21 protein-coding genes and 3 tRNA genes are annotated in these 17,662 nt (G+C 60.3%); 13 read left to right on the forward strand and 11 right to left on the reverse strand.

Features of this window, described 5'->3' with window-relative positions:
- Positions 1 to 237: 237 nt before the first annotated feature.
- The 3 genes from ACT53S_RS15170 to gloA form a co-directional block, all read right to left on the reverse strand.
- A tRNA-Glu gene (locus ACT53S_RS15170) sits at positions 238 to 312 on the reverse strand.
- Positions 313 to 466: 154 nt separating this feature from the next.
- A complete protein-coding gene (locus ACT53S_RS15175; RefSeq protein WP_476067615.1) occupies positions 467 to 1,441 on the reverse strand; it encodes a hypothetical protein in 975 nt (324 codons plus the stop codon).
- Between the two features lie 123 nt (positions 1,442 to 1,564).
- Positions 1,565 to 2,005: a lactoylglutathione lyase gene (gene gloA, locus ACT53S_RS15180; RefSeq protein ID WP_113377439.1), complete on the reverse strand. Its 441-nt coding sequence runs from the start codon at positions 2,003 to 2,005 to the stop codon at positions 1,565 to 1,567.
- Positions 2,006 to 2,191: 186 nt separating this feature from the next.
- On the opposite strand from gloA, the gene ACT53S_RS15185 reads away from it, so the two are divergent.
- The 7 genes from ACT53S_RS15185 to ACT53S_RS15215 all read left to right on the forward strand — a co-directional run bounded on the left by ACT53S_RS15185 (position 2,192) and on the right by ACT53S_RS15215 (position 5,285).
- Positions 2,192 to 2,770, forward strand: coding sequence for a cold-shock protein (locus tag ACT53S_RS15185; protein ID WP_113377440.1), 579 nt, complete (start codon positions 2,192 to 2,194; stop codon positions 2,768 to 2,770).
- A 4-nt stretch (positions 2,771 to 2,774) separates the two neighbouring features.
- Entirely contained in the window at positions 2,775 to 3,263 is a 489-nt protein-coding gene (locus ACT53S_RS15190; protein ID WP_476067616.1) for a DUF192 domain-containing protein, read from the forward strand.
- 93 nt (positions 3,264 to 3,356) lie between these two features.
- Positions 3,357 to 3,433, forward strand: a tRNA-Pro gene (locus tag ACT53S_RS15195).
- 83 nt (positions 3,434 to 3,516) lie between these two features.
- On the forward strand, positions 3,517 to 3,822 hold the full coding sequence (locus ACT53S_RS15200) for an ETC complex I subunit (protein WP_113377442.1): 306 nt from the start codon (positions 3,517 to 3,519) through the stop codon (positions 3,820 to 3,822).
- 33 nt (positions 3,823 to 3,855) lie between these two features.
- A tRNA-Arg gene (locus ACT53S_RS15205) sits at positions 3,856 to 3,932 on the forward strand.
- A 154-nt stretch (positions 3,933 to 4,086) separates the two neighbouring features.
- Positions 4,087 to 4,380 (forward strand): hypothetical protein, encoded by a 294-nt coding sequence (locus tag ACT53S_RS15210; protein ID WP_113377443.1) that lies wholly within the window; start codon positions 4,087 to 4,089, stop codon positions 4,378 to 4,380.
- Between the two features lie 173 nt (positions 4,381 to 4,553).
- A complete protein-coding gene (locus ACT53S_RS15215) occupies positions 4,554 to 5,285 on the forward strand; it encodes a nuclease (protein WP_476067617.1) in 732 nt (243 codons plus the stop codon).
- Between the two features lie 94 nt (positions 5,286 to 5,379).
- Here the strand turns inward: ACT53S_RS15215 and ACT53S_RS15220 are convergent, their stop codons facing one another.
- From ACT53S_RS15220 to ACT53S_RS15235, 4 genes are all read right to left on the reverse strand, one after another.
- Positions 5,380 to 6,153: an amino acid ABC transporter ATP-binding protein gene (locus ACT53S_RS15220; RefSeq protein WP_113377445.1), complete on the reverse strand. Its 774-nt coding sequence runs from the start codon at positions 6,151 to 6,153 to the stop codon at positions 5,380 to 5,382.
- A gap of 16 nt (positions 6,154 to 6,169) precedes the next feature.
- A complete protein-coding gene (locus tag ACT53S_RS15225; RefSeq protein ID WP_476067618.1) occupies positions 6,170 to 7,324 on the reverse strand; it encodes an amino acid ABC transporter permease in 1,155 nt (384 codons plus the stop codon).
- A gap of 1 nt (position 7,325) precedes the next feature.
- Positions 7,326 to 8,519, reverse strand: coding sequence for an amino acid ABC transporter permease (locus ACT53S_RS15230; RefSeq protein ID WP_113377447.1), 1,194 nt, complete (start codon positions 8,517 to 8,519; stop codon positions 7,326 to 7,328).
- 114 nt (positions 8,520 to 8,633) lie between these two features.
- Positions 8,634 to 9,662, reverse strand: coding sequence for an amino acid ABC transporter substrate-binding protein (locus ACT53S_RS15235; protein WP_476067619.1), 1,029 nt, complete (start codon positions 9,660 to 9,662; stop codon positions 8,634 to 8,636).
- Between the two features lie 359 nt (positions 9,663 to 10,021).
- Here ACT53S_RS15235 and ACT53S_RS15240 point away from each other — a divergent pair, with 359 nt between their 5' ends.
- Positions 10,022 to 11,212 carry a cystathionine beta-lyase gene (locus ACT53S_RS15240; protein ID WP_476067620.1) on the forward strand — a complete coding sequence of 397 codons (1,191 nt, stop codon included), beginning with the start codon at positions 10,022 to 10,024 and terminating at the stop codon, positions 11,210 to 11,212.
- A gap of 9 nt (positions 11,213 to 11,221) precedes the next feature.
- Here the strand turns inward: ACT53S_RS15240 and ACT53S_RS15245 are convergent, their stop codons facing one another.
- Both ACT53S_RS15245 and ACT53S_RS15250 read right to left on the reverse strand, forming a co-directional pair.
- On the reverse strand, positions 11,222 to 12,385 hold the full coding sequence (locus ACT53S_RS15245) for an FAD-dependent monooxygenase (protein ID WP_476067621.1): 1,164 nt from the start codon (positions 12,383 to 12,385) through the stop codon (positions 11,222 to 11,224).
- A 25-nt stretch (positions 12,386 to 12,410) separates the two neighbouring features.
- Positions 12,411 to 12,656 carry a zinc-finger domain-containing protein gene (locus ACT53S_RS15250; protein ID WP_113377451.1) on the reverse strand — a complete coding sequence of 82 codons (246 nt, stop codon included), beginning with the start codon at positions 12,654 to 12,656 and terminating at the stop codon, positions 12,411 to 12,413.
- A gap of 166 nt (positions 12,657 to 12,822) precedes the next feature.
- Here ACT53S_RS15250 and ACT53S_RS15255 point away from each other — a divergent pair, with 166 nt between their 5' ends.
- On the forward strand, positions 12,823 to 13,605 hold the full coding sequence (locus ACT53S_RS15255) for an alpha/beta fold hydrolase (RefSeq protein WP_476067622.1): 783 nt from the start codon (positions 12,823 to 12,825) through the stop codon (positions 13,603 to 13,605).
- Between the two features lie 6 nt (positions 13,606 to 13,611).
- Here ACT53S_RS15255 and ACT53S_RS15260 read toward each other — a convergent pair whose 3' ends face one another.
- Complete coding sequence (locus ACT53S_RS15260) at positions 13,612 to 14,319, reverse strand: peptidoglycan-binding protein (protein WP_476067623.1); 708 nt, start codon at positions 14,317 to 14,319, stop codon at positions 13,612 to 13,614.
- Between the two features lie 160 nt (positions 14,320 to 14,479).
- Complete coding sequence (locus ACT53S_RS15265) at positions 14,480 to 15,283, reverse strand: enoyl-CoA hydratase-related protein (protein ID WP_476067624.1); 804 nt, start codon at positions 15,281 to 15,283, stop codon at positions 14,480 to 14,482.
- A gap of 72 nt (positions 15,284 to 15,355) precedes the next feature.
- On the opposite strand from ACT53S_RS15265, the gene cysE reads away from it, so the two are divergent.
- The 4 genes from cysE (at position 15,356) to clpS (ending at position 17,656) form a co-directional block, all read left to right on the forward strand.
- Entirely contained in the window at positions 15,356 to 16,180 is an 825-nt protein-coding gene (gene cysE, locus ACT53S_RS15270) for a serine O-acetyltransferase (RefSeq protein ID WP_113377455.1), read from the forward strand.
- Positions 16,181 to 16,310: 130 nt separating this feature from the next.
- The gene (locus tag ACT53S_RS15275; RefSeq protein WP_162750524.1) at positions 16,311 to 16,514 is read left to right on the forward strand and encodes a DUF3126 family protein; all 204 of its coding nucleotides are present in this window, start codon (positions 16,311 to 16,313) and stop codon (positions 16,512 to 16,514) included.
- A 204-nt stretch (positions 16,515 to 16,718) separates the two neighbouring features.
- Positions 16,719 to 17,066 carry a phasin family protein gene (locus ACT53S_RS15280; RefSeq protein ID WP_476067625.1) on the forward strand — a complete coding sequence of 116 codons (348 nt, stop codon included), beginning with the start codon at positions 16,719 to 16,721 and terminating at the stop codon, positions 17,064 to 17,066.
- Between the two features lie 242 nt (positions 17,067 to 17,308).
- A complete protein-coding gene (clpS, locus tag ACT53S_RS15285) occupies positions 17,309 to 17,656 on the forward strand; it encodes an ATP-dependent Clp protease adapter ClpS (RefSeq protein WP_113377457.1) in 348 nt (115 codons plus the stop codon).
- The last annotated feature ends 6 nt before the right edge of the window (positions 17,657 to 17,662 follow it).

The raw sequence follows: 17,662 nt of genomic DNA on the forward strand, positions 1-17,662 counted from the left end.
CCCTAGGGGAGTCGAACCCCTCTTCCCAGAATGAAAATCTGGTGTCCTAACCGATAGACGAAGGGCGCGTGCGCTTCGGTGGCGCCCTTATAGTCATGGTAAATATGGTCCGCAAGCGGAAATTTGCTCTCTCGATGGACAAATTTCATGATGTCAGAAACGACGCGTTCGCACGCGACATGCCAGGTTCGCAGCGCATGAATTGCGATATTTTTTCGGATAAAAGTCAGAAGAAAGTGGCACGCCCTAGGGGAGTCGAACCCCTCTTCCCAGAATGAAAATCTGGTGTCCTAACCGATAGACGAAGGGCGCGTGCGCTTCGTGGCGCTCTTATAGTCAGGCGCGGGGAAGACCGCAAGCCGGTCTCAGCGCTTTTTTGCAGAAAAATGACAGACCCGTGATTCCGCTCTGTGGGGTCAGGAAAATGGCGTCAAACCAAGGGTTTGGCGGCTATGGAGTCAGGCCGTCAGCGTGTGTTCCCTTTCGGTTTGGTTCCCCCTGCAAGGAGGTCCGAAAGAGACGGCAGCCATTTCTTCTTCTTGCTCGTGGGCACCTCGGATCCGTCCGCCATTGCAGTTTCCGGTGTGCCGCCATCGGCTGCAGTCTCGGGCACGGCTCCCATCGCCGCAAGCTGCTCGGGTGTGAGCTGAACCTTTTCCGGCATCTCCTGCGCCGGAAGCGGTTCAGTGGGCATGGCATCGGTCGGTTCACGAAGAGCCAGGATCTTCCGTTTCGGGCGCGGGTCGGAGAGTTTGTGCAGCACCGGCGGCCCCGTATCCGGTTCCACGAGCGGCAGGCTTTCACCCGATAGGCCGGGCGCTGGCTCGCTCGTGGTAACCATCTGCTGTTGGTCTGCCGAGGGGCTGAACAAGCTCTTGCTCATGGCGTTGACGCCGAGTGTCGGCATGTTCCCCGGAACAAGGCTGCTGACCGGTTCGGTCGCCGTAACGGCAGCTTGCCGTGATCCGTCTTGCGGTGTGGCGGGAGCAGGCGAGGCGGCAATGTCTGGTGCCGGCGCTGGCGCTCTCCCTGCGGAGAAGAGGCTGTTTTTGTGGGTGTCGACATCGGTTGGCTGCAGGGCGCCGAGGTCTCCGGCAGGCTCGGTCGCTGGCATCGCCTGCTGTTGCAGGGCGAGCACTTCCGGTGGCGGCTCGGCAATGTCGGTATAGGCAGCGGCGAGAGGTGCGGGCTTTCGCTTCAGGGTCGCCGGAGGCTCGTTCAGAGGAAGCTGGGCTTCCTGGTCGCCGGCCCCGGCCGCAACGGCAATCACCTGCGGATCGGTATAGCGCCCTTTGACAGGTTTTGGCGATGGGGCCGTTTGCTCGAGCGAGCCGGTCGCGAGGATGTCGCCGGCATTCGTCTGGCACGATCCAAGCACCAGCCCGCTCAGGATGGCTAGGGTCCGAAGGCCCGTACTGCTGTGATGGAAGGTTCGTGTCATCGCCGGCTCCGTCGTCACCCCACCGGGGCGATCAAGGCATCGCGCGGGCGCGACACCTTTTGTTTCGAAGCCGGTTCTAGCGGCGCAATCTTGCGCGAAGCGGGTTAGCCTCTGCCGGTCAGCTCACCAAGCACCGGTGTTCGGCATAGAGGCCCAGGGTTCGGCAGGCGCGAGGTTTTCGCCCTTCTGCAGGATCTCGATGGAGATGCCGTCAGGGGAACGCACGAACGCCATATGACCGTCACGCGGTGGGCGGTTGATGGTGACCCCGTTGTCCATGAGCTTCTGGCAGATGGCATAGATATCGTCGACCTCATAGGCGAGATGGCCGAAATTGCGCCCGCCGGTATACTCTTCCGGATCCCAGTTGTAGGTGAGCTCGAGGCAGGGTGACATGGTCTCCTTCGCCTGCTGGTGATCGCCGTCCGCAACGAGGAAGACCAGCGTGAATCGGCCCTTTTCGTTTTCGTATCGGCGCAGTTCCGTCAGCCCGAAGAGTTCGCAATAGAAATGCAGCGAGGCGTCGAGGTCCTTTACCCGAACCATGGTGTGTAGATAGCGCATCAAGATATCCTCCTGTGAAGGCCATGGATATGGAACATGCGCCAGTCTCGGGCAAGGCTCATCCGGCAAAAGCAGTTGGGTATAGATGAAACTAGGGCTTGCGCAGATCCGTTGACGAAATGTTAATCTGAATCTCAAGAATCAGTTGACTGAGCAATGTGACGCGTTTTCGAGGGGCTTGGGGAAATGGCGGACAGGATTTCACCGAAGGGGCTCGATGGTTTCGAGGAGCTGTCCGGCGAAGCCGTCGATCTGATCGAAATCACCGGCATCGTGAAATGGTTCGACGTCGCCAAGGGCTTCGGCTTTATTGTGCCGGACAACGGCATGCAGGACGTGCTTCTCCACGTGACCTGCCTGCGCCGCGACGGCTACCAGACAATTCTCGAAGGCACCCGCATCGTCGCCTTGGTTCAGAAGCGCGATCGTGGCTATCAGGCCTTCCGCATCCTTTCCATGGACCAATCTACGGCGGTGCATCCTTCGCAGATGCCGCCGGTGCGGACGCATGTCCAGGTTACGCCGACCAGCGGCCTGGAACGTGTTCTTGTCAAATGGTTCAATCGCACCAAGGGCTTCGGCTTCCTGACGCGCGGCGAGGGCACCGAGGATATCTTCGTCCACATGGAAACCTTGCGCCGCTTCGGCCTCACTGAATTGCGCCCCGGCCAAACGGTGCTGGTGCGTTTCGGGCCAGGCGACAAGGGGTTGATGGCCGCAGAGATCCACCCGGACAATCCGGGTCCTTCCGTGCGGGCCCATTGAAACGATGCGCAGTTTTCTCATCTTGCTGACAAGCGCCGTTCTGGCGCTTGTTGTGTTTTTCGGCCCGGCGAGCGCGGACCAGACCCCGGTCGTCTTCGAGACGGGCCGTCTCGCGGTCGTGACGACAGACGGAAAGCCTCTGGAATTCGAGGTGGAATGGGCGCTGACACCAGAGCAGCGCGCGCGCGGCCTGATGGAACGCGAAGCGCTGGCTGACAATGCCGGCATGTTGTTCGACTTCGGCGAAACCCGCATGGTCACCATGTGGATGGCCAACACGCCCTTGTCGCTGGACATGGTTTTCATCGACGAAGCCGGCCTCGTGGTTCGTGTCGCCGCAAGCACCACGCCGTTTTCCGAGGCGATCGTCGGCTCCGGAAAACCCGTGCGCTACGCTCTGGAGATTCGCGGGGGCCGCGCGGCCGAACTCGGCCTGACGGCCGGTGCGCGCCTGAAGCTGCCGCTCGACCTGCCCGCTGCCAAGGCGCCATGACCTCGAATTTCTTGGTAAAATAGCCCTATGAAAACCGCGTTTTTGAGGTTGCGGCTGGAGGGTGAACCGTGTATTCCGGCAGCATTGCTGGAACGGAGTGTAGCGCAGTCTGGTAGCGCATCTGGTTTGGGACCAGAGGGTCGGGAGTTCGAATCTCTCCACTCCGACCAGCAGTGAAATGACCGCCGTTATCGGCGGTCGCGTTTCCGGCGGTGGGCTGGCCCGCCGTCCACGTTCTGGAGATGGATAGACCATGTCTGCGAAGATCTACCGCCCCGCGAAAACCGCCATGCAGTCTGGCAAGGCGAAGACCCATCTCTGGGTTCTGGAATTCGACCAGTCCGCCCCGCGCAAGATCGACCCGATGATGGGCTACACGACCTCCGGCGATACCCGCCAGCAGATCAAGCTGACCTTCGAAACGCTGGAGCAGGCCGAGGCCTATGCAAAGCGTGAAGGCATCGAATACCGCGTGATCATGCCGAAGGAAGCAAAGCGGCAGACGGTCTCCTATACCGACAACTTCCGCTTCAATCGCCTCCAGCCCTGGACGCATTGATCGGCCTTATGCCGCAGCCTGCGGCCTCGAGACGGTCCCTTAGCTCAGCTGGATAGAGCAAGTGCCTTCTAAGCACTAGGTCGTAGGTTCGAGCCCTACAGGGATCGCCATAACTCCAAACAGGCCAGCTTTACGATCCTGAAACGTGACGTTTGTCACGGCTCACCTTGGATGCTTGTTCCAATGTTCCCGCCGTTGGAACAGGAACAGGCTTCGTCGTCGCCAGTTACATCCCCGTGACTATCGAACACAGGGAGTGAGACCATGATGAAGATCCTGACAGCTGCAGCGCTCGTGTCGTTGAGCCTGACCGGTGTGTCGCTTGCCCAAGACAGCGGCGGCAGCAATTCCGGTGGGACCGGCGGGTCTGTGACGGATGGAACCGGGCAGAGCGGCTCCGACGGCTCTGATGGCGCGAACCAGGGCGATCTCGGTGGCAATACCACCAACGGATCGAGCACGGGCAACAATTCCGGTGATCAGCCGCAGTGCCCGCCGGGCCAGAAGAGCGCCGATTCGACGGCGACTGCGGCCGATCCGAAATGCGTCGCCGAATAAAAAGAGACGCGAACGGATGAGTTTGACAGAAGGTCGGGCCGAAGCCCGACCTTTGCTTTACCCCTCGTTTCGAGGGGGGCAGGTCTGGGATAGACCGACCTCCGAAAAATTAATGAGAAACCAACCTTTCTGAAACCCTTGCTGTTCATGATGGCCTGCACGAGAGGTTAACCATGTCCAGTCGCACCGCCAGTTCCCGCCGCGCGCCCGCCAAGCGTCGCAAATCAAGCCGTTCGTCATCCGCAGGTCAGGGAATGACGCAATGGGTCGTCATTCTCGCCTTGGTCGCAGGCGGCATCGCGCTTTACGACAATCGCCATTCCGTGATGAAGCAGGTCGCGCCCTATCTGAAGGATGATCGCCCGACGACCGCGAAAGCGGAACGTAAACCGGAAGCACGCGCGCAAACATCGAAACCGGCGCAGACTCATACGGATGTAGCACGTGCGCCCGTCCCACCAGCTGCGGTCGGAGGTGCAAAGACGCCGGTACCGGATTCCAAGCCTGCAGCAGTTGCGGCGTCTCAAAATCCGGCCTTGATCGGCGAAGATTTCAAGGGTCGCTTCTATTTCTGCGGCACGTCGGGTCTCGACAACTGCGTGGCCGACGGTGGCACGTTCTGGTTTGCGAAAACCAGGATCACGCTTGCCGATATCGCGGCACCGGCCACAGACAGGGCGGCCTGCCAGCAGGAGCGTGACCGCGGCTTTGCAGCCAAAGTCAGGCTGCGCGACCTGCTGAATGCGGGTAAGTTCGATATCGATGTCCTGAAGGGGCAGCCGCTTGAGGCAGGTTCGTCGGTCATGCGTGTCGTGACCCGCAACGGCCGGTCGCTCGGCTCGATCCTGGTTTCGGAGGGCTTGGCCAAGCCCCGCCTTGCGGCAAACCAGGCCTGGTGCCCCTGAGCGCATTGCAACGACGGCACATAGACGCGGAAGCAGAAGGCCCGCTGCGGATCACGCAGCGGGCCTTCTAATGTTTGATGAAGCTATCGACGCATCAATGCAGGATCTGGCTGAGGAAGAGCTTGGTGCGCTCGTGCTGCGGATTGTCGAAGAATTCGGCCGGCGAATTCTGTTCGACGATCTGCCCCTGATCCATGAAGATGACGCGGTTGGCGACCTGACGGGCAAAGCCCATTTCATGGGTCACGCAGAGCATGGTCATGCCTTCTTCGGCGAGCCCGACCATGGTGTCGAGCACTTCCTTGACCATTTCCGGGTCCAGTGCCGATGTTGGCTCGTCGAACAGCATGATCTTCGGCTTCATGCAAAGAGCGCGTGCAATGGCGACGCGCTGCTGCTGGCCGCCCGAGAGCTGGCCCGGATATTTGTTCGCCTGTTCCGGGATCTTGACGCGCTTCAGGAAGTGCATCGCCACTTCCTCGGCTTCTTTCTTCGGCATCTTGCGCACCCAGATCGGGGCCAGCGTGCAGTTTTCCAGGATCGTCAGATGCGGGAAGAGGTTGAAGTGCTGGAAGACCATCCCGACTTCGCGGCGCACTTCGTCGATCTTCTTCAGGTCGTTGGTCAGTTCCATCCCGTCGACCAGGATGTTGCCCGACTGGTGCTCTTCCAGTCGATTGATGCAGCGGATCATCGTTGACTTGCCGGAGCCCGAGGGGCCGGCAATGACGATGCGCTCGCCCTTCATCACCTTCAGATTGATGTCGCGCAGCACGTGAAAATCGCCGTACCACTTGTTCATGTTGATCAGCTCGACCGCGACGTCGGTGTCCGAGACGGCCATCTTTGCGGAATTGGCTTGAGCCATGGTGTTCCCCTTTTCCTTATTTCTTGTGGCCAGTGTCGAGATGCCGTTCCATGAAAGCGGAATAGCGCGACATGCCGAAGCAGAAGATCCAGAACACGAAACCAGCGAAAATCAAACCGGTCAATGGTGTAACCGGTGTGATCCAGCGGGCGTCGCCGAAACTGGCCTTCACGATGCCGAGAAGGTCGTACATGTTGATGATGGAGACCAGTGAGGTATCCTTGAACATGCCGATGAAGGTGTTGACGATGCCCGGTATGACGAGCTTGATCGCCTGCGGCATGACGATGAACACCATCTTCTGGCCGTAGTTCAGCCCGAGCGAATCCGCACCCTCGTACTGGCCCTTTGGGATGGCCTGCAGTCCGCCGCGAATGACTTCCGCCATATAGGCCGAGGCGAAGATCGACACGCCGACAAGCGCGCGCAGGAACTTGTCGATATTGTCGCCAGGCGGCAGGAAGAGCGGCAGAAGCACGCTCGCCATAAAGAGGACCGTGATCAGAGGAACGCCGCGCACCAGTTCGATGAAGCCGACACAAGCCGCCTTCATGATCGGCATGCGCGACCGGCGGCCGAGTGCCAGGATGATACCGAAGGGCAGCGACACGACGATCCCGACAAAGGACAGGATCAGCGTCACCATCAACCCGCCCCAGAGCGAGGTCTCGACATGGGTGAGGCCGAAGGAGCCGCCGAGCAGCAGCACATAGGCGAGGATCGGCAGCACCACGAGCAGCAGAACCGCGTTGGTGCCCTTGTAAGGGACCTTCGGGATCAGCATCGGGATCAGAAAGGCGAGGAAGAGCAGGGCGATCAGGATCGGCCGCCACAGTTGGTCGCGCGGATAGGAGCCGACCATGAACTGGGTGAACCAGTCGCCGACATAGGCCCAGCAGGCACCGCTCCAGCCATCAGGCTGCGTGCCACCCTGCACCAGAGTGGCGCAGGCGGCGCGGCCATCACCCGACCAGACCGCCGAGATGAACAGCCAGTCGAACACCGACAGCACGAACCAGACGATCACGGCACCGAAGACGATCGTCATCAACCCGTCGAGCGGCGTGGCGAAGAGGTTCTTGCGGATCCAGCCGACCGCCGTCTTGTCGGAAACGGGGGCCGGAAGGGCAGGGAGGAATTCGCGACGGAGATAGGAAATGTCTTTGCTCATCTCAGCGCTCCACCAGAGCCATCTTGGCATTGAACCAGTTCATGAACAGGGATGTCGCCAGACTGATCGACACGTAGATCAGCATCCAGATGGCGATGATCTCGATCGAGTGACCCGACTGATTGAGGATCGTGCCGCCGACCGCGACAAGATCCGCATAGCCTATCGCGACCGCCAGGGACGAATTCTTGGTCAGGTTCAGATATTGCGACGTGAGCGGCGGGATGATGATCCGGAGCGCCTGCGGCAGGATGACCAGGCGGGTCGTCAGACCCGACCTGAAGCCCAGCGCGCCGGCGGCCTCGGATTGCCCCTTGGACACACCCATGATCCCCGCCCGCACGATTTCGGCAATGAAGGCGGCGGTGTAGAACGACAGCGCCATGTAGAGCGACAGGAATTCCGGCCCGATGACGGTACCGCCACGCATGTTGAACTTCCCGAGTTCGGGAATGTCGAAGGTGACCGGGGCGCCGATCGCCAGGAAGGCGAGGATGGGCAGGCCGATAATCAATCCGATATTGATCAGCAAGACCGGGGGGCGGACACCGGTGGCGAGCTGCCGTTGGGTAGCCCAGCGGCTGTAGAAGACCGCACCGATGATGCCGACGACAAAGGCTGCGACCACGACGAGCATGCCTTCTCCGAAGATCGGAGCCGGCATGTAGATCCCGCGATTGCTGACGAAGACGGAGAGGGGAAGCGACAGCGACTGCTTCACGTCCGGCAGCAGCGACAGCACGCCCTTGTACCAGAAGAAGATGACCAGCAGCGGCGGGATATTGCGGAACACTTCGACATAAACGGTCGAGATCCGGGCAATCAGCCAGTTGTTCGACAACCGTCCGATACCGACGAGCAGGCCGATGATGGTAGCGGTGATGATCCCGGTAAATGCAACGATCAACGTGTTGACCAGACCGAGCATCAGAGCGCGCAGATAGGTTGAATCGCTCGTATATTCGATAGGTGTCTGGGCGATGTCGAAGCCGGCGCGGCTGCCGAGAAAGTCAAAGCCGGCGGTCATGTTCGCCCGGGCGAGGTTCGCTGCGGCATTGGTGCCGGCGTACCAGAACAGCCATACGACGAAAACGACGGTCAGCGCCTGATAGACGAACTGACGTACGGCGGGATTGTAAAGCAACGAGGTCTCGGAGCGCGCAGCTCCGCCCCGATCTGCAGCGTCAACTGCCATATACCTGTCCCCTGTACCAAAGCCCTGTTTTTGTTATTGGGCCGGCGTTTTTTATGAAGTCTTCTGTGGTCGAACAGGAAGGCGCAAAAAGCGCCTTCCTGCATGGTCGAGGAGTTAGCGGATCGGCGGGGCGTACTGCAGACCGCCCTTGGACCACAGGGCGTTGAGGCCACGTTCGATCTTCAGCGGGCTGCCCTGGCCGACGTTACGCTCGAAAGATTCGCCGTAATTGCCGACCTGCTTGATGATGTTGTAGGCCCACTTTTCATCGAGACCGAGGTCCTTGCCGATGGTCTGGTCCTTTTCCTCGCCGAGGAAACGCTTGATGTCCGGGTTCTCCGACTTGACCATCTCTTCCAGGTTGGCCTGGGTGATGCCAAAGTCTTCGCCGGTGATCATGGCGTAGTGGGCGAAGCTGACGACGTCGAACCACTTCGAGTCGTTCTGGCGAACGGCCGGTCCGAGCGGCTCCTTCGAGATGATCTCGGGCAGGATCACGTGATCAGCCGGGTTTGCGAGCGACAGGCGGATCGAATACAGGCCAGACTGGTCGGTGGTGTAGACGTCGCAACGGCCGGACTGGTAGGCGGCGTCGACTTCTTCCTGCTTTTCGAAGACGACCGGCTTGTATTCCATGCCGTTGGCCTTGAAGTAGTCGGCGAGGTTCAGTTCGGTCGTGGTGCCGGACTGTACGCAGACAGCAGCGCCCGACAGTTCGAGAGCCGACTTGACGTTGAGGGCCTTGGTGACCATGAAGCCCTGGCCGTCGTAATAGTTGACAGCGCGGAAGTCGAAGCCGAGCTGCGAGTCGCGGCTTGCGCTCCAGGTCGTGTTGCGGGCCAGAACATCGATTTCGCCGGACTGCAGAGCCGGGAAGCGGTCCTTGGCGGACAGCGGCGTGAACTTCACCTTGGTCGCGTCGCCGAATACGGCAGCAGCAACAGCACGGCAAAGGTCGACATCGAGGCCGGTCCAGTTGCCCGACGAATCCTGCGCGCCGAAGCCGGCGAGGTTCGAGCCGTTGACGCCGCACTGGACGAAGCCCTTGGCCTTGACGTCATCGAGCGTGCCGGCCTGCGCGGCAGCGGCGCCAAAACCGACGGCAGCGACGCCAATCGCTGCAGACAGAAGTGTTTTCTTCATTTTTCCCAACCTTATTCTCTTGTTTTTGCCATCGAAGGCTTCCGGCCAGCATGGAGCAGGCGGCGCACATCGGCTTGCGGGCCTCCCGGAGCAAGCATCGCTATCACAGTCGGAAACGGTTGCAGGGTCAAGTCTTTAAGGCGAATTATGCCGCAAAGGGGATGATTTTGCGAAAAACGCCAAAATTTTGGGCGCAATTGCTGAATTCAGGCGTTTGAGTGCCGAAATTGACGCCTCTTGCCGAGACCTCCGTTGCGTCCAGCGCATGGCTGCCGCCGGAGGGCAGCCATTTCATGCGACTTGACCCGTCCCTGTGGGAGCGTCAAGAACGGGTGTCTAGCAGCAGGAAATGTCTCGCGATGAGCAAAAACAAAGAATGGCTGGCGTCGGCCGGCACCAACACCAAACTGTGCCACACCGGCTACGAGCCCAGCGACTACCACGGCTTCGTCAATCCGCCGGTCGTGCACGCCTCGACCGTTCTCTTCCCCAACGCGCGGGCGATGGAGACACGCAGTCAACGCTACACCTACGGCACCCGCGGAACACCGACGACTGATGCCTTGTGCGCGGCCATAGACGACTTGGAAGGTTCGGCCGGCACGGTTCTCGTTCCCTCGGGCCTGGCCGCCATCAGCGTTCCCTTTCTGGCCTATCTGTCCGCCGGCGATCATGCGCTGATCGTCGATTCCGTTTACTCACCCTGCCGGCATTTCTGCGACACCATGCTTGCGCGCCTGGGGGTCGAGATCGAATACTACGATCCCGAGATCGGCGCGGACATCGAGCGGCTGATGCGACCCAACACGCGTCTGGTCCATACCGAGGCGCCGGGCTCCAATACCTTCGAAATGCAGGATATCCGCGCTATCGCCGAAGCCGTCCACCGCCATGATTGCGTGGTGACGATGGACAATACCTGGGCAACACCGCTCTATTTCAGACCGCTGGACTTCGGTGTCGACGTCTCGATACACGCGGCGACGAAATACCCTTCCGGGCATTCGGACATTCTGATGGGCACGGTGTCTGCCAATGCGAAACACTGGCCGAAGCTGCTGGAGGCGCACGGTGCCATGGGCATTTGCGGAGCGCCGGACGATTCCTATCAGATCCTGCGGGGCCTTCGCACGATGAACCTGCGGCTGGAACATCACTTCCGTTCGGCGCTGCGTGTGGCCGAATGGTTGGAGAGCCGGTCCGAGGTCGCCCGCGTGCTGCATCCGGCTTTGCCGAGCTTCCCGGGTCACGACATCTGGAAGCGGGACTTCAAAGGTGCCTCCGGCATCTTTTCCTTTGTCCTCGCCGCCGGTTCGGCCGAAACGGTCAAGCCGAAGGCCTATGCCTTCCTCGACGCCCTGCAGCTTTTCGGTCTTGGCTGGTCCTGGGGCGGCTATGAAAGTCTAGCCGTCCGAGTGAACCTTGATGACCGCAAGATCCGCAAGGGGCCGGAGGGCGGCGCCGTCATCCGTCTCCAGATCGGTCTCGAAAACGTCGAGGACATCATGGCCGATCTCGAGCGAGGATTTGCAGCCGTAGCAAGCCTCTGATGGCAGAGCTCAGTCGCCGATCTTGTGGCCGTAAAGCCAGTCGAGATCGGCGGCAATGCTCTCGGGCGAACGAAGCGCCAGAACGATATCGCGCGCAAATCGGACAGGTCCACGGGCGTGATAGGCGAAGCGGTTGAACTCGCCCCGCGCCTTGACCCGAGCCGCACGGGCTTTGCGTTCGGCCTCGAAATGCGCGAGCGCCTGGGGCAGGGTGGTTCGGGACACGTGATGCGCCAGGCTGAAGGCATCTTCGATGGCCATCGCCGCCCCCTGGGCCGAAAACGGCATCATGGCATGGGCGGCGTCCCCGACCAGGACGGTATCTCTTCCGTTTTGCCACTGTCCATCGGAGGCTTGGTAGAGCGGCCAGAAGGTTGGACTGTCGGCGTCCGATAACACCCTCCTGATGTCCCGATGCCATCCGGAAAACTGGTCCAGCAGCATGGAGCGTCGCGCAGCATCCGCTTGTAGGGCCCAGCTCTCGTCGCTCTTGGCGCCGGCCGCGATTGCGACAAGGTTGAAGCCGTTGATCTCTTTCAAGGGATAGCTAACGAGATGGGCGCGCGGTCCGAGATGCGCGGTCACCCCGCCGCGAGAGAGGAAAGAGGGTGCCTCGGCCGCAGAAACTGTGAACCGCCAGGCGATGTTGCCGGAAAAACTGACCGCCGGGGCGCCGGAGATGGCGTCGCGCGCAACCGACCAGGCGCCGTCCGCGCCCACAACCAGGTCGGGCCGGCGGCCGGTCACATGCCCCAGCGCATCGGCCCCGACACCATCGATTCGGCGTCCGAGATGAAGCTTGCACAGCGGTGCGCTGAGAACGGCGCGCAGCAGCGCCTGCTGGAGCGTCGAACGGTGCAGCACGCCATAGGGTGATCCCCAGCGTCGGCGGGCAAATTCACCGGCGGGCAGATCGGCGAGACTGCGCAGATCGAGGCCGGATGCGAGACGGATGCTACGCGGCTCCAGCCAGTGGCGCTCCACGTCGGCAAGCACGCCTAGTGCGGCGAGGACCCGTGTCGCGTTAGGCGAAAGCTGCAGGCCGGCGCCGACCTCGCCCAGTTGTGGTGCCTGCTCGATGACGTCGCTGGATATGCCCTTGGCGGCGAGCGAAAGCGCAGTCGTCAGGCCCGCCACCCCGGCTCCGACGATGGTGGCGTGCTTGATGGACATGGAATAATGCCGATCGCGACGCCGCTTAAGCCGCCTTCACGTGGAAGACGCAGCCCGGCGGGTTCGTCTGCTCAGCCTTCAGCGAGGGATTGTAGCGGTAGAGCGTCGAGCAGTAGGAGCAGACCTTCTCGTTGTCGTGCCCCATGTCGATGAAGATGTGGGGATGGTCGAAAGGCGTCGACGCGCCGGTGCACATGAATTCCTTCACGCCGATTTCGATCACCAGGTGACCGCCGTCGTTCTGAAAATGGGGAATGCTGTGACCGGCCATGGGAAACTCCGCGAAATGCTCGTGATTTTGCGCCGGACCATAACGCCGTCGAGTGTAAATGTGTAGAGCGAATGCGCCGCCGCACCCACAGAAAATGCCCCTGCGGCAATTGATGTCAGCGACACAATGACTAAGGTTGCCGGCCCAAGCCCCGCAGGATGTCCGCATGAATCTCGACGCGCCCAATTTCTCCCGTTTTCGCAACGATGGTCTAGAGCTCGCCTATTTCGATGACGGCGATCCGGCCGGCGAACCGGTGTTGCTGATCCACGGATTCGCCTCCTCGGCCAGCGTCAACTGGGTTTACCCGGGTTGGCTCCGCACACTTGGAGATGCCGGCTACCGTGTCATCGCCATCGACAATCGTGGCCATGGCGCGAGTGATAAGCCACATGATCCAGAGGCCTATCATCCGAGTTCAATGGCCGGCGACGCTGCGGCCCTGTTGAGCCACCTCGGCCTGCCGGATGCCCACGTGATGGGCTACTCCATGGGCGCGCGCATCTCTGCGTTCCTGGCAGTCGAACATCCCGACCGTGTCCGATCCCTGGTCTTCGGTGGTCTTGGTATCGGCATGTGTGACGGGGTCGGCGACTGGGATCCGATCGCAGAAGCGCTCCTCGCGCCCTCCCTGGATGTGGTGACCCATGAACGCGGCCGCATGTTTCGCGCCTTTGCCGACCAGACAAAATCCGATCGCCTGGCGCTTGCCGCCTGCATCCGGACATCGCGGGATCTCGTGCGCAGGGAGGATATCGCAAAGGTCGACGTGCCGACACTGATCGGTGTCGGCACCAAGGACGACATTGCCGGCTCTCCGTCAGAACTCGCCGATCTCATGCCGCGTGCCGTCGCGCTCGACATTCCCAATCGCGATCACATGCTGGCCGTCGGCGACCGCGTGTTCAAGAAGGCCGCGCTGGAATTCTACGCCGCCCAGGCCACGTGATCCGCATTATTGGACCGGCGCGTTCTTGAGTGCATCCATCGTTTTGGGTCCGACCACGCCGTCTGCCACCAGGCCATGCAGCCGCTGAAACTCGATGACGGCCGCGCGTGTGGCGGGGCCGAAAATGCCATCTTCGTCAACGTCGAAGCCGTTCAGGATGTTCAGGCGCTGCTGGATCCATTCGACCTCTGGCCCGCGGTCGCCGATCGAGAACCTGTGAGCCTCTTGCGGCAGGTCCTTGGGCTCGCCGAACACGCCGTCCCGTTGCCAGGCGAGCAGCAGTTGACGACTGATTTCGAAATGCATGGAATCTTCCGTCTTGAACGACGCGCCCCAGAAGAAGCCGTTCCGGTTCATGATCGGGTGCATGGCAATGAGGCCCTTTTGGGCACGATTGTCGCCGCGGGTGTCGAGCTTTCCTTCAAGAGTAAAATCGATGGCGCAGCCCCAGGAATGATTGCTGATCGAAGACTTGCTGTCGCGCACGTAACGGACACACAACATGCCGGCCGAGTCCAGCACAGCATAAACTTCTGGAATCTCGTTCTTCACGTCGGCGAGGGCGGTGCGCAATTGATCCACAGCGGGCTTCAGTCCTGTCACTTTAAAAGGTCCGACGCTCTCCGACACGATGAGCTTGCGAATCGCGGGATTGGTGACCGGCTGGCAGGATTGATCGTAGTTTCCCCGCGGATTGCCGAGAACGTGGAGCATCAGATTGTTGGTGAGCGGCAGAATGTCGCCGTTCAGATTTTGCCGGTCTGCCAAAAGTTGCGTGTCACTGATCCATGACATGGCGTCCTCCCTGGATGAAGGACGAATGCTACCGCATGCTTGGTTGATGTAAATAAATCTAAATCAACCTGAAGACGCATCACATACCTTTGAAGACCGGCCGACGACGCTCGGCGAAGGCCGTGCGCCCCTCCTGATAGTCGGCACTGTCGAAGGTCTGTGCGCCCAGGATCTCCGCCTCTCGCAGAAGATCCTGGTCAGCGAGCTCTTCGGCCCTGATCGCAAGTTTCGATGCGCGCAGCGACAAGGGTGCATTCTGTGCGATGGCTTCCGCAAGCATGAGGGCCTGTCCATCAAGCGCTTCTGTGGCCGTGATCTCACTAAGAAAGCCGCAGGTGTAGAGCTCCGACGCGGTCAAAGGTGCGCCGGTAAACAGCGCACGCCGGGCCATTTGGCTTCCGAGGCCGCGCACGAAATCCTGCACTGCGTCCGCCGGATAGGCGAGGCCGAGACGCGCCGCAGGGACGGCAAACATCGCGTCGTCGGACGCCACCCTCAGGTCGGCAGCGGCCGCAAGCCCGAAACCGCCGCCGTAACAGATGCCGCGAATGGCGGCGATAACGGGGACGGGGGCCTCGCGGATTGCGGTAAAGGCGCGGCTGTTTGAAGCCTCGTAGATGCGCGCCGTCGCTGCGTCTTTGCGTAATTCTGTAAATTCCGAAATATCTGCTCCTGCGCTAAAGTCGCGTCCGCCTCCGCCCCTCAGCAGGATGACGCGTGCCGCGCTTTCGGCGTGCAGCCAGTGAATAGCTTCGGGGATCGCCCGCCACATGGCGGCCGTCACTGCATTCTTTCGGGCCGGATTGACGATCTGCAACAGGCCGACCCCATCGCCGACCGTTGCCTCGATCTGGTCATTTGCGAAAGCCTTTGAACGTTTCATGCGGCATCCCATTTGAGTTCGGTAAGGGTTCGGCTATATAATGCCATACCAGTAAGTATGAGGAGACCGGCAATGGTCGCACAAACCGACGTTCTCAAGAATGAAACCGTCACCTCGATGGATCCGATCTGGGACAGCCTTCGCCATGAAGCGCGCGTGGCGGCAGATCGCGATCCCATGCTGGCGGCCTTCTTCCATGCGACGGTCTTGAGCCACCGATCTCTCGAAGACTGCGTTATCTATCGTATCTGCGAGCGTCTCGACCATTCCGATCTCCCGGCCATCGTGCTGCGGCAAGCCTTCGAGTCCATGATGGTCGACTGGCCGGAATGGGCGGCGATCCTGCGTGTCGACATCCAGGCCGTCTACGACCGCGATCCGGCCTGCACCCGGTTCCTGGAGCCCGTTCTCTATTTCAAGGGCTTCCACGCGATCCAGACCCATCGTCTTGCCCATTGGCTGTGGAACCATGGACGACGCGATTTTGCTCTGTATCTGCAGAGCCGATCCTCCAACATTTTCCAGACCGATATCAATCCGGCGGCGCGCATCGGCAAGGGAATTTTCCTCGATCACGCCACGGGACTGGTTGTCGGGGAAACGGCGCGCATTGGCGACAATGTCTCCATCCTTCATGGCGTGACGCTCGGCGGCACCGGCAAGGAAGGGGCAGACCGGCATCCGAAGATCGGTGACGGCGTTCTGATCGGGGCAGGGGCGAAGGTGCTGGGCAACATCGAGGTCGGTAGCTGCTCGCGCATCGCCGCCGGTTCCGTCGTCTTGAAGGCCGTGCCGCGTTGCACGACGGTCGCAGGCGTTCCCGCGCGGGTCGTCGGGGAAGCCGGATGCGCAGAGCCGGCGCGTTCGATGGACCAGATGATCATTTCGGTTGACTGATCCGGCCCGTTGGGCAGTCGCTTCGCCGCCTGCTCGCTCGTGCCGGGCAAACCTCCCTTTGCGTCTTTACATCGGCGGAAAAGCCGTGGCACAAGCGGCGCAATTCAAAAACACCCGATGGAGACGCAGTGTGAAGCCTGACGAAATCAAGAAACTCGACGCCTATTTCAAGCGGACCTTGAACCCGACGATCGTCGTCAAGGCCCGTCCTCGTAAGGATGACTCTGCCGAAGTCTATGTCGGTGAGGAGTTTTTGGGTGTGGTTTTCAAAGACGAGGAAGACGGCGAACTCTCCTACAATTTCTCGATGGCCATTCTCGACGTCGATTTGTAAGGCGCGCCTGAAACCTCCGATTGAAGGCGGGCGCGATGAACATCGCTTTGCCAGTATCTTAGGGTCGCCCCGGTTTCGGCGACCCTTTTTTGAAACTGTGTTTGCAACCCTAGGACGTTGTGCGACGCACAAATTCACTTGACGATCATGCTGCGGTTGCTATGTTAATTTCTACTGAAATGAAGCGCAGAGGAGTACGCTGATATGTTCAATATCGACGAAGCCAGCAAGAAGAGCAAAGAAGCTGTAGACGCCATGATGAAGAACTATTCGGAGATCACGAAAGGGTTCCAGTCGATTGCGGCCGAAGCGACCGATTATTCGAAGAAGTCCTTCCAGGACATGACCTCTTACGTCGAGGCGCTGACCTCGGTGAAGTCTCCGGAGGCGGCCTTCGAACTGCAGACTTTATATTTCAAGTCGTCCTACGAAAGCTTCGTGGCTGAAGCCACCAAGATCGGCGAAATGTATGCGGAACTCGCCAAGACCCTCTACAAGCCTTACGAGGCCCCGTTCAGCCGCAGCCTGACGCCGGTCCCGACCGCCGCCTGATTCAAGCTTGCGTGTACCATGCGAGACCGGCTGCGCCCTGCGCTGCCGGTCTTGTCATTTTTGGTCGCTGGTATAACCTGTTGGTTCGAATTTCCTTGGTTTTCCGCCCTGTGGGACAAATCGTCGTCACGGTCGTCCGGGGGGCTTAAAATCACCGAATTATGAACTACCTTACTGTGCTGAGTGTTCGTCCGTACCGATGCGTAACGGCTAACCGGCCGGACAACGGAGAATGAACTGAAATGATCGCCAAGCCGGTCTTCATGCAGAGCCAGCGAGACGGGGACAACGCCAACAGAGGCACCTCCGTCATCACGCGCACCAAGCCGAAGACGAAGAAGCCGGATCTGTATCGCGTCTTGCTTCTGAACGACGACTACACCCCGATGGAATTCGTGATCCATATCCTGGAGCGCTTTTTTCAAAAGGACAGGGAAGCTGCCACCCGCATCATGTTGCATGTCCACAATCATGGCGTGGGAGAGTGCGGTGTCTTCACCTATGAGGTCGCCGAAACCAAAGTCTCGCAGGTGATGGATTTCGCCAGGCAGCATGAACATCCGCTTCAATGCGTCATGGAAAAGAAGTGAGGATCA

The sequence above is a fragment of the Allorhizobium sp. DMC15 genome (assembly GCF_056314065.1).

Bases quoted from the DNA above. Each gene is read 5' to 3' on its own strand.
- ACT53S_RS15175 (WP_476067615.1), bottom strand. From the start codon at position 1,441: ATGACACGAACCTTCCATCACAGCAGTACGGGCCTTCGGACCCTAGCC.
- gloA (WP_113377439.1), bottom strand. From the start codon at position 2,005: ATGCGCTATCTACACACCATGGTTCGGGTAAAGGACCTCGACGCCTCG.
- ACT53S_RS15185 (WP_113377440.1), top strand. From the start codon at position 2,192: ATGGCGGACAGGATTTCACCGAAGGGGCTCGATGGTTTCGAGGAGCTG.
- ACT53S_RS15190 (WP_476067616.1), top strand. From the start codon at position 2,775: ATGCGCAGTTTTCTCATCTTGCTGACAAGCGCCGTTCTGGCGCTTGTT.
- ACT53S_RS15200 (WP_113377442.1), top strand. From the start codon at position 3,517: ATGTCTGCGAAGATCTACCGCCCCGCGAAAACCGCCATGCAGTCTGGC.
- ACT53S_RS15210 (WP_113377443.1), top strand. From the start codon at position 4,087: ATGATGAAGATCCTGACAGCTGCAGCGCTCGTGTCGTTGAGCCTGACC.
- ACT53S_RS15215 (WP_476067617.1), top strand. From the start codon at position 4,554: ATGTCCAGTCGCACCGCCAGTTCCCGCCGCGCGCCCGCCAAGCGTCGC.
- ACT53S_RS15220 (WP_113377445.1), bottom strand. From the start codon at position 6,153: ATGGCTCAAGCCAATTCCGCAAAGATGGCCGTCTCGGACACCGACGTC.
- ACT53S_RS15225 (WP_476067618.1), bottom strand. From the start codon at position 7,324: ATGAGCAAAGACATTTCCTATCTCCGTCGCGAATTCCTCCCTGCCCTT.
- ACT53S_RS15230 (WP_113377447.1), bottom strand. From the start codon at position 8,519: ATGGCAGTTGACGCTGCAGATCGGGGCGGAGCTGCGCGCTCCGAGACC.
- ACT53S_RS15235 (WP_476067619.1), bottom strand. From the start codon at position 9,662: ATGAAGAAAACACTTCTGTCTGCAGCGATTGGCGTCGCTGCCGTCGGT.
- ACT53S_RS15240 (WP_476067620.1), top strand. From the start codon at position 10,022: ATGAGCAAAAACAAAGAATGGCTGGCGTCGGCCGGCACCAACACCAAA.
- ACT53S_RS15245 (WP_476067621.1), bottom strand. From the start codon at position 12,385: ATGTCCATCAAGCACGCCACCATCGTCGGAGCCGGGGTGGCGGGCCTG.
- ACT53S_RS15250 (WP_113377451.1), bottom strand. From the start codon at position 12,656: ATGGCCGGTCACAGCATTCCCCATTTTCAGAACGACGGCGGTCACCTG.
- ACT53S_RS15255 (WP_476067622.1), top strand. From the start codon at position 12,823: ATGAATCTCGACGCGCCCAATTTCTCCCGTTTTCGCAACGATGGTCTA.
- ACT53S_RS15260 (WP_476067623.1), bottom strand. From the start codon at position 14,319: ATGCTCCACGTTCTCGGCAATCCGCGGGGAAACTACGATCAATCCTGC.
- ACT53S_RS15265 (WP_476067624.1), bottom strand. From the start codon at position 15,283: ATGAAACGTTCAAAGGCTTTCGCAAATGACCAGATCGAGGCAACGGTC.
- cysE (WP_113377455.1), top strand. From the start codon at position 15,356: ATGGTCGCACAAACCGACGTTCTCAAGAATGAAACCGTCACCTCGATG.
- ACT53S_RS15280 (WP_476067625.1), top strand. From the start codon at position 16,719: ATGTTCAATATCGACGAAGCCAGCAAGAAGAGCAAAGAAGCTGTAGAC.
- clpS (WP_113377457.1), top strand. From the start codon at position 17,309: ATGATCGCCAAGCCGGTCTTCATGCAGAGCCAGCGAGACGGGGACAAC.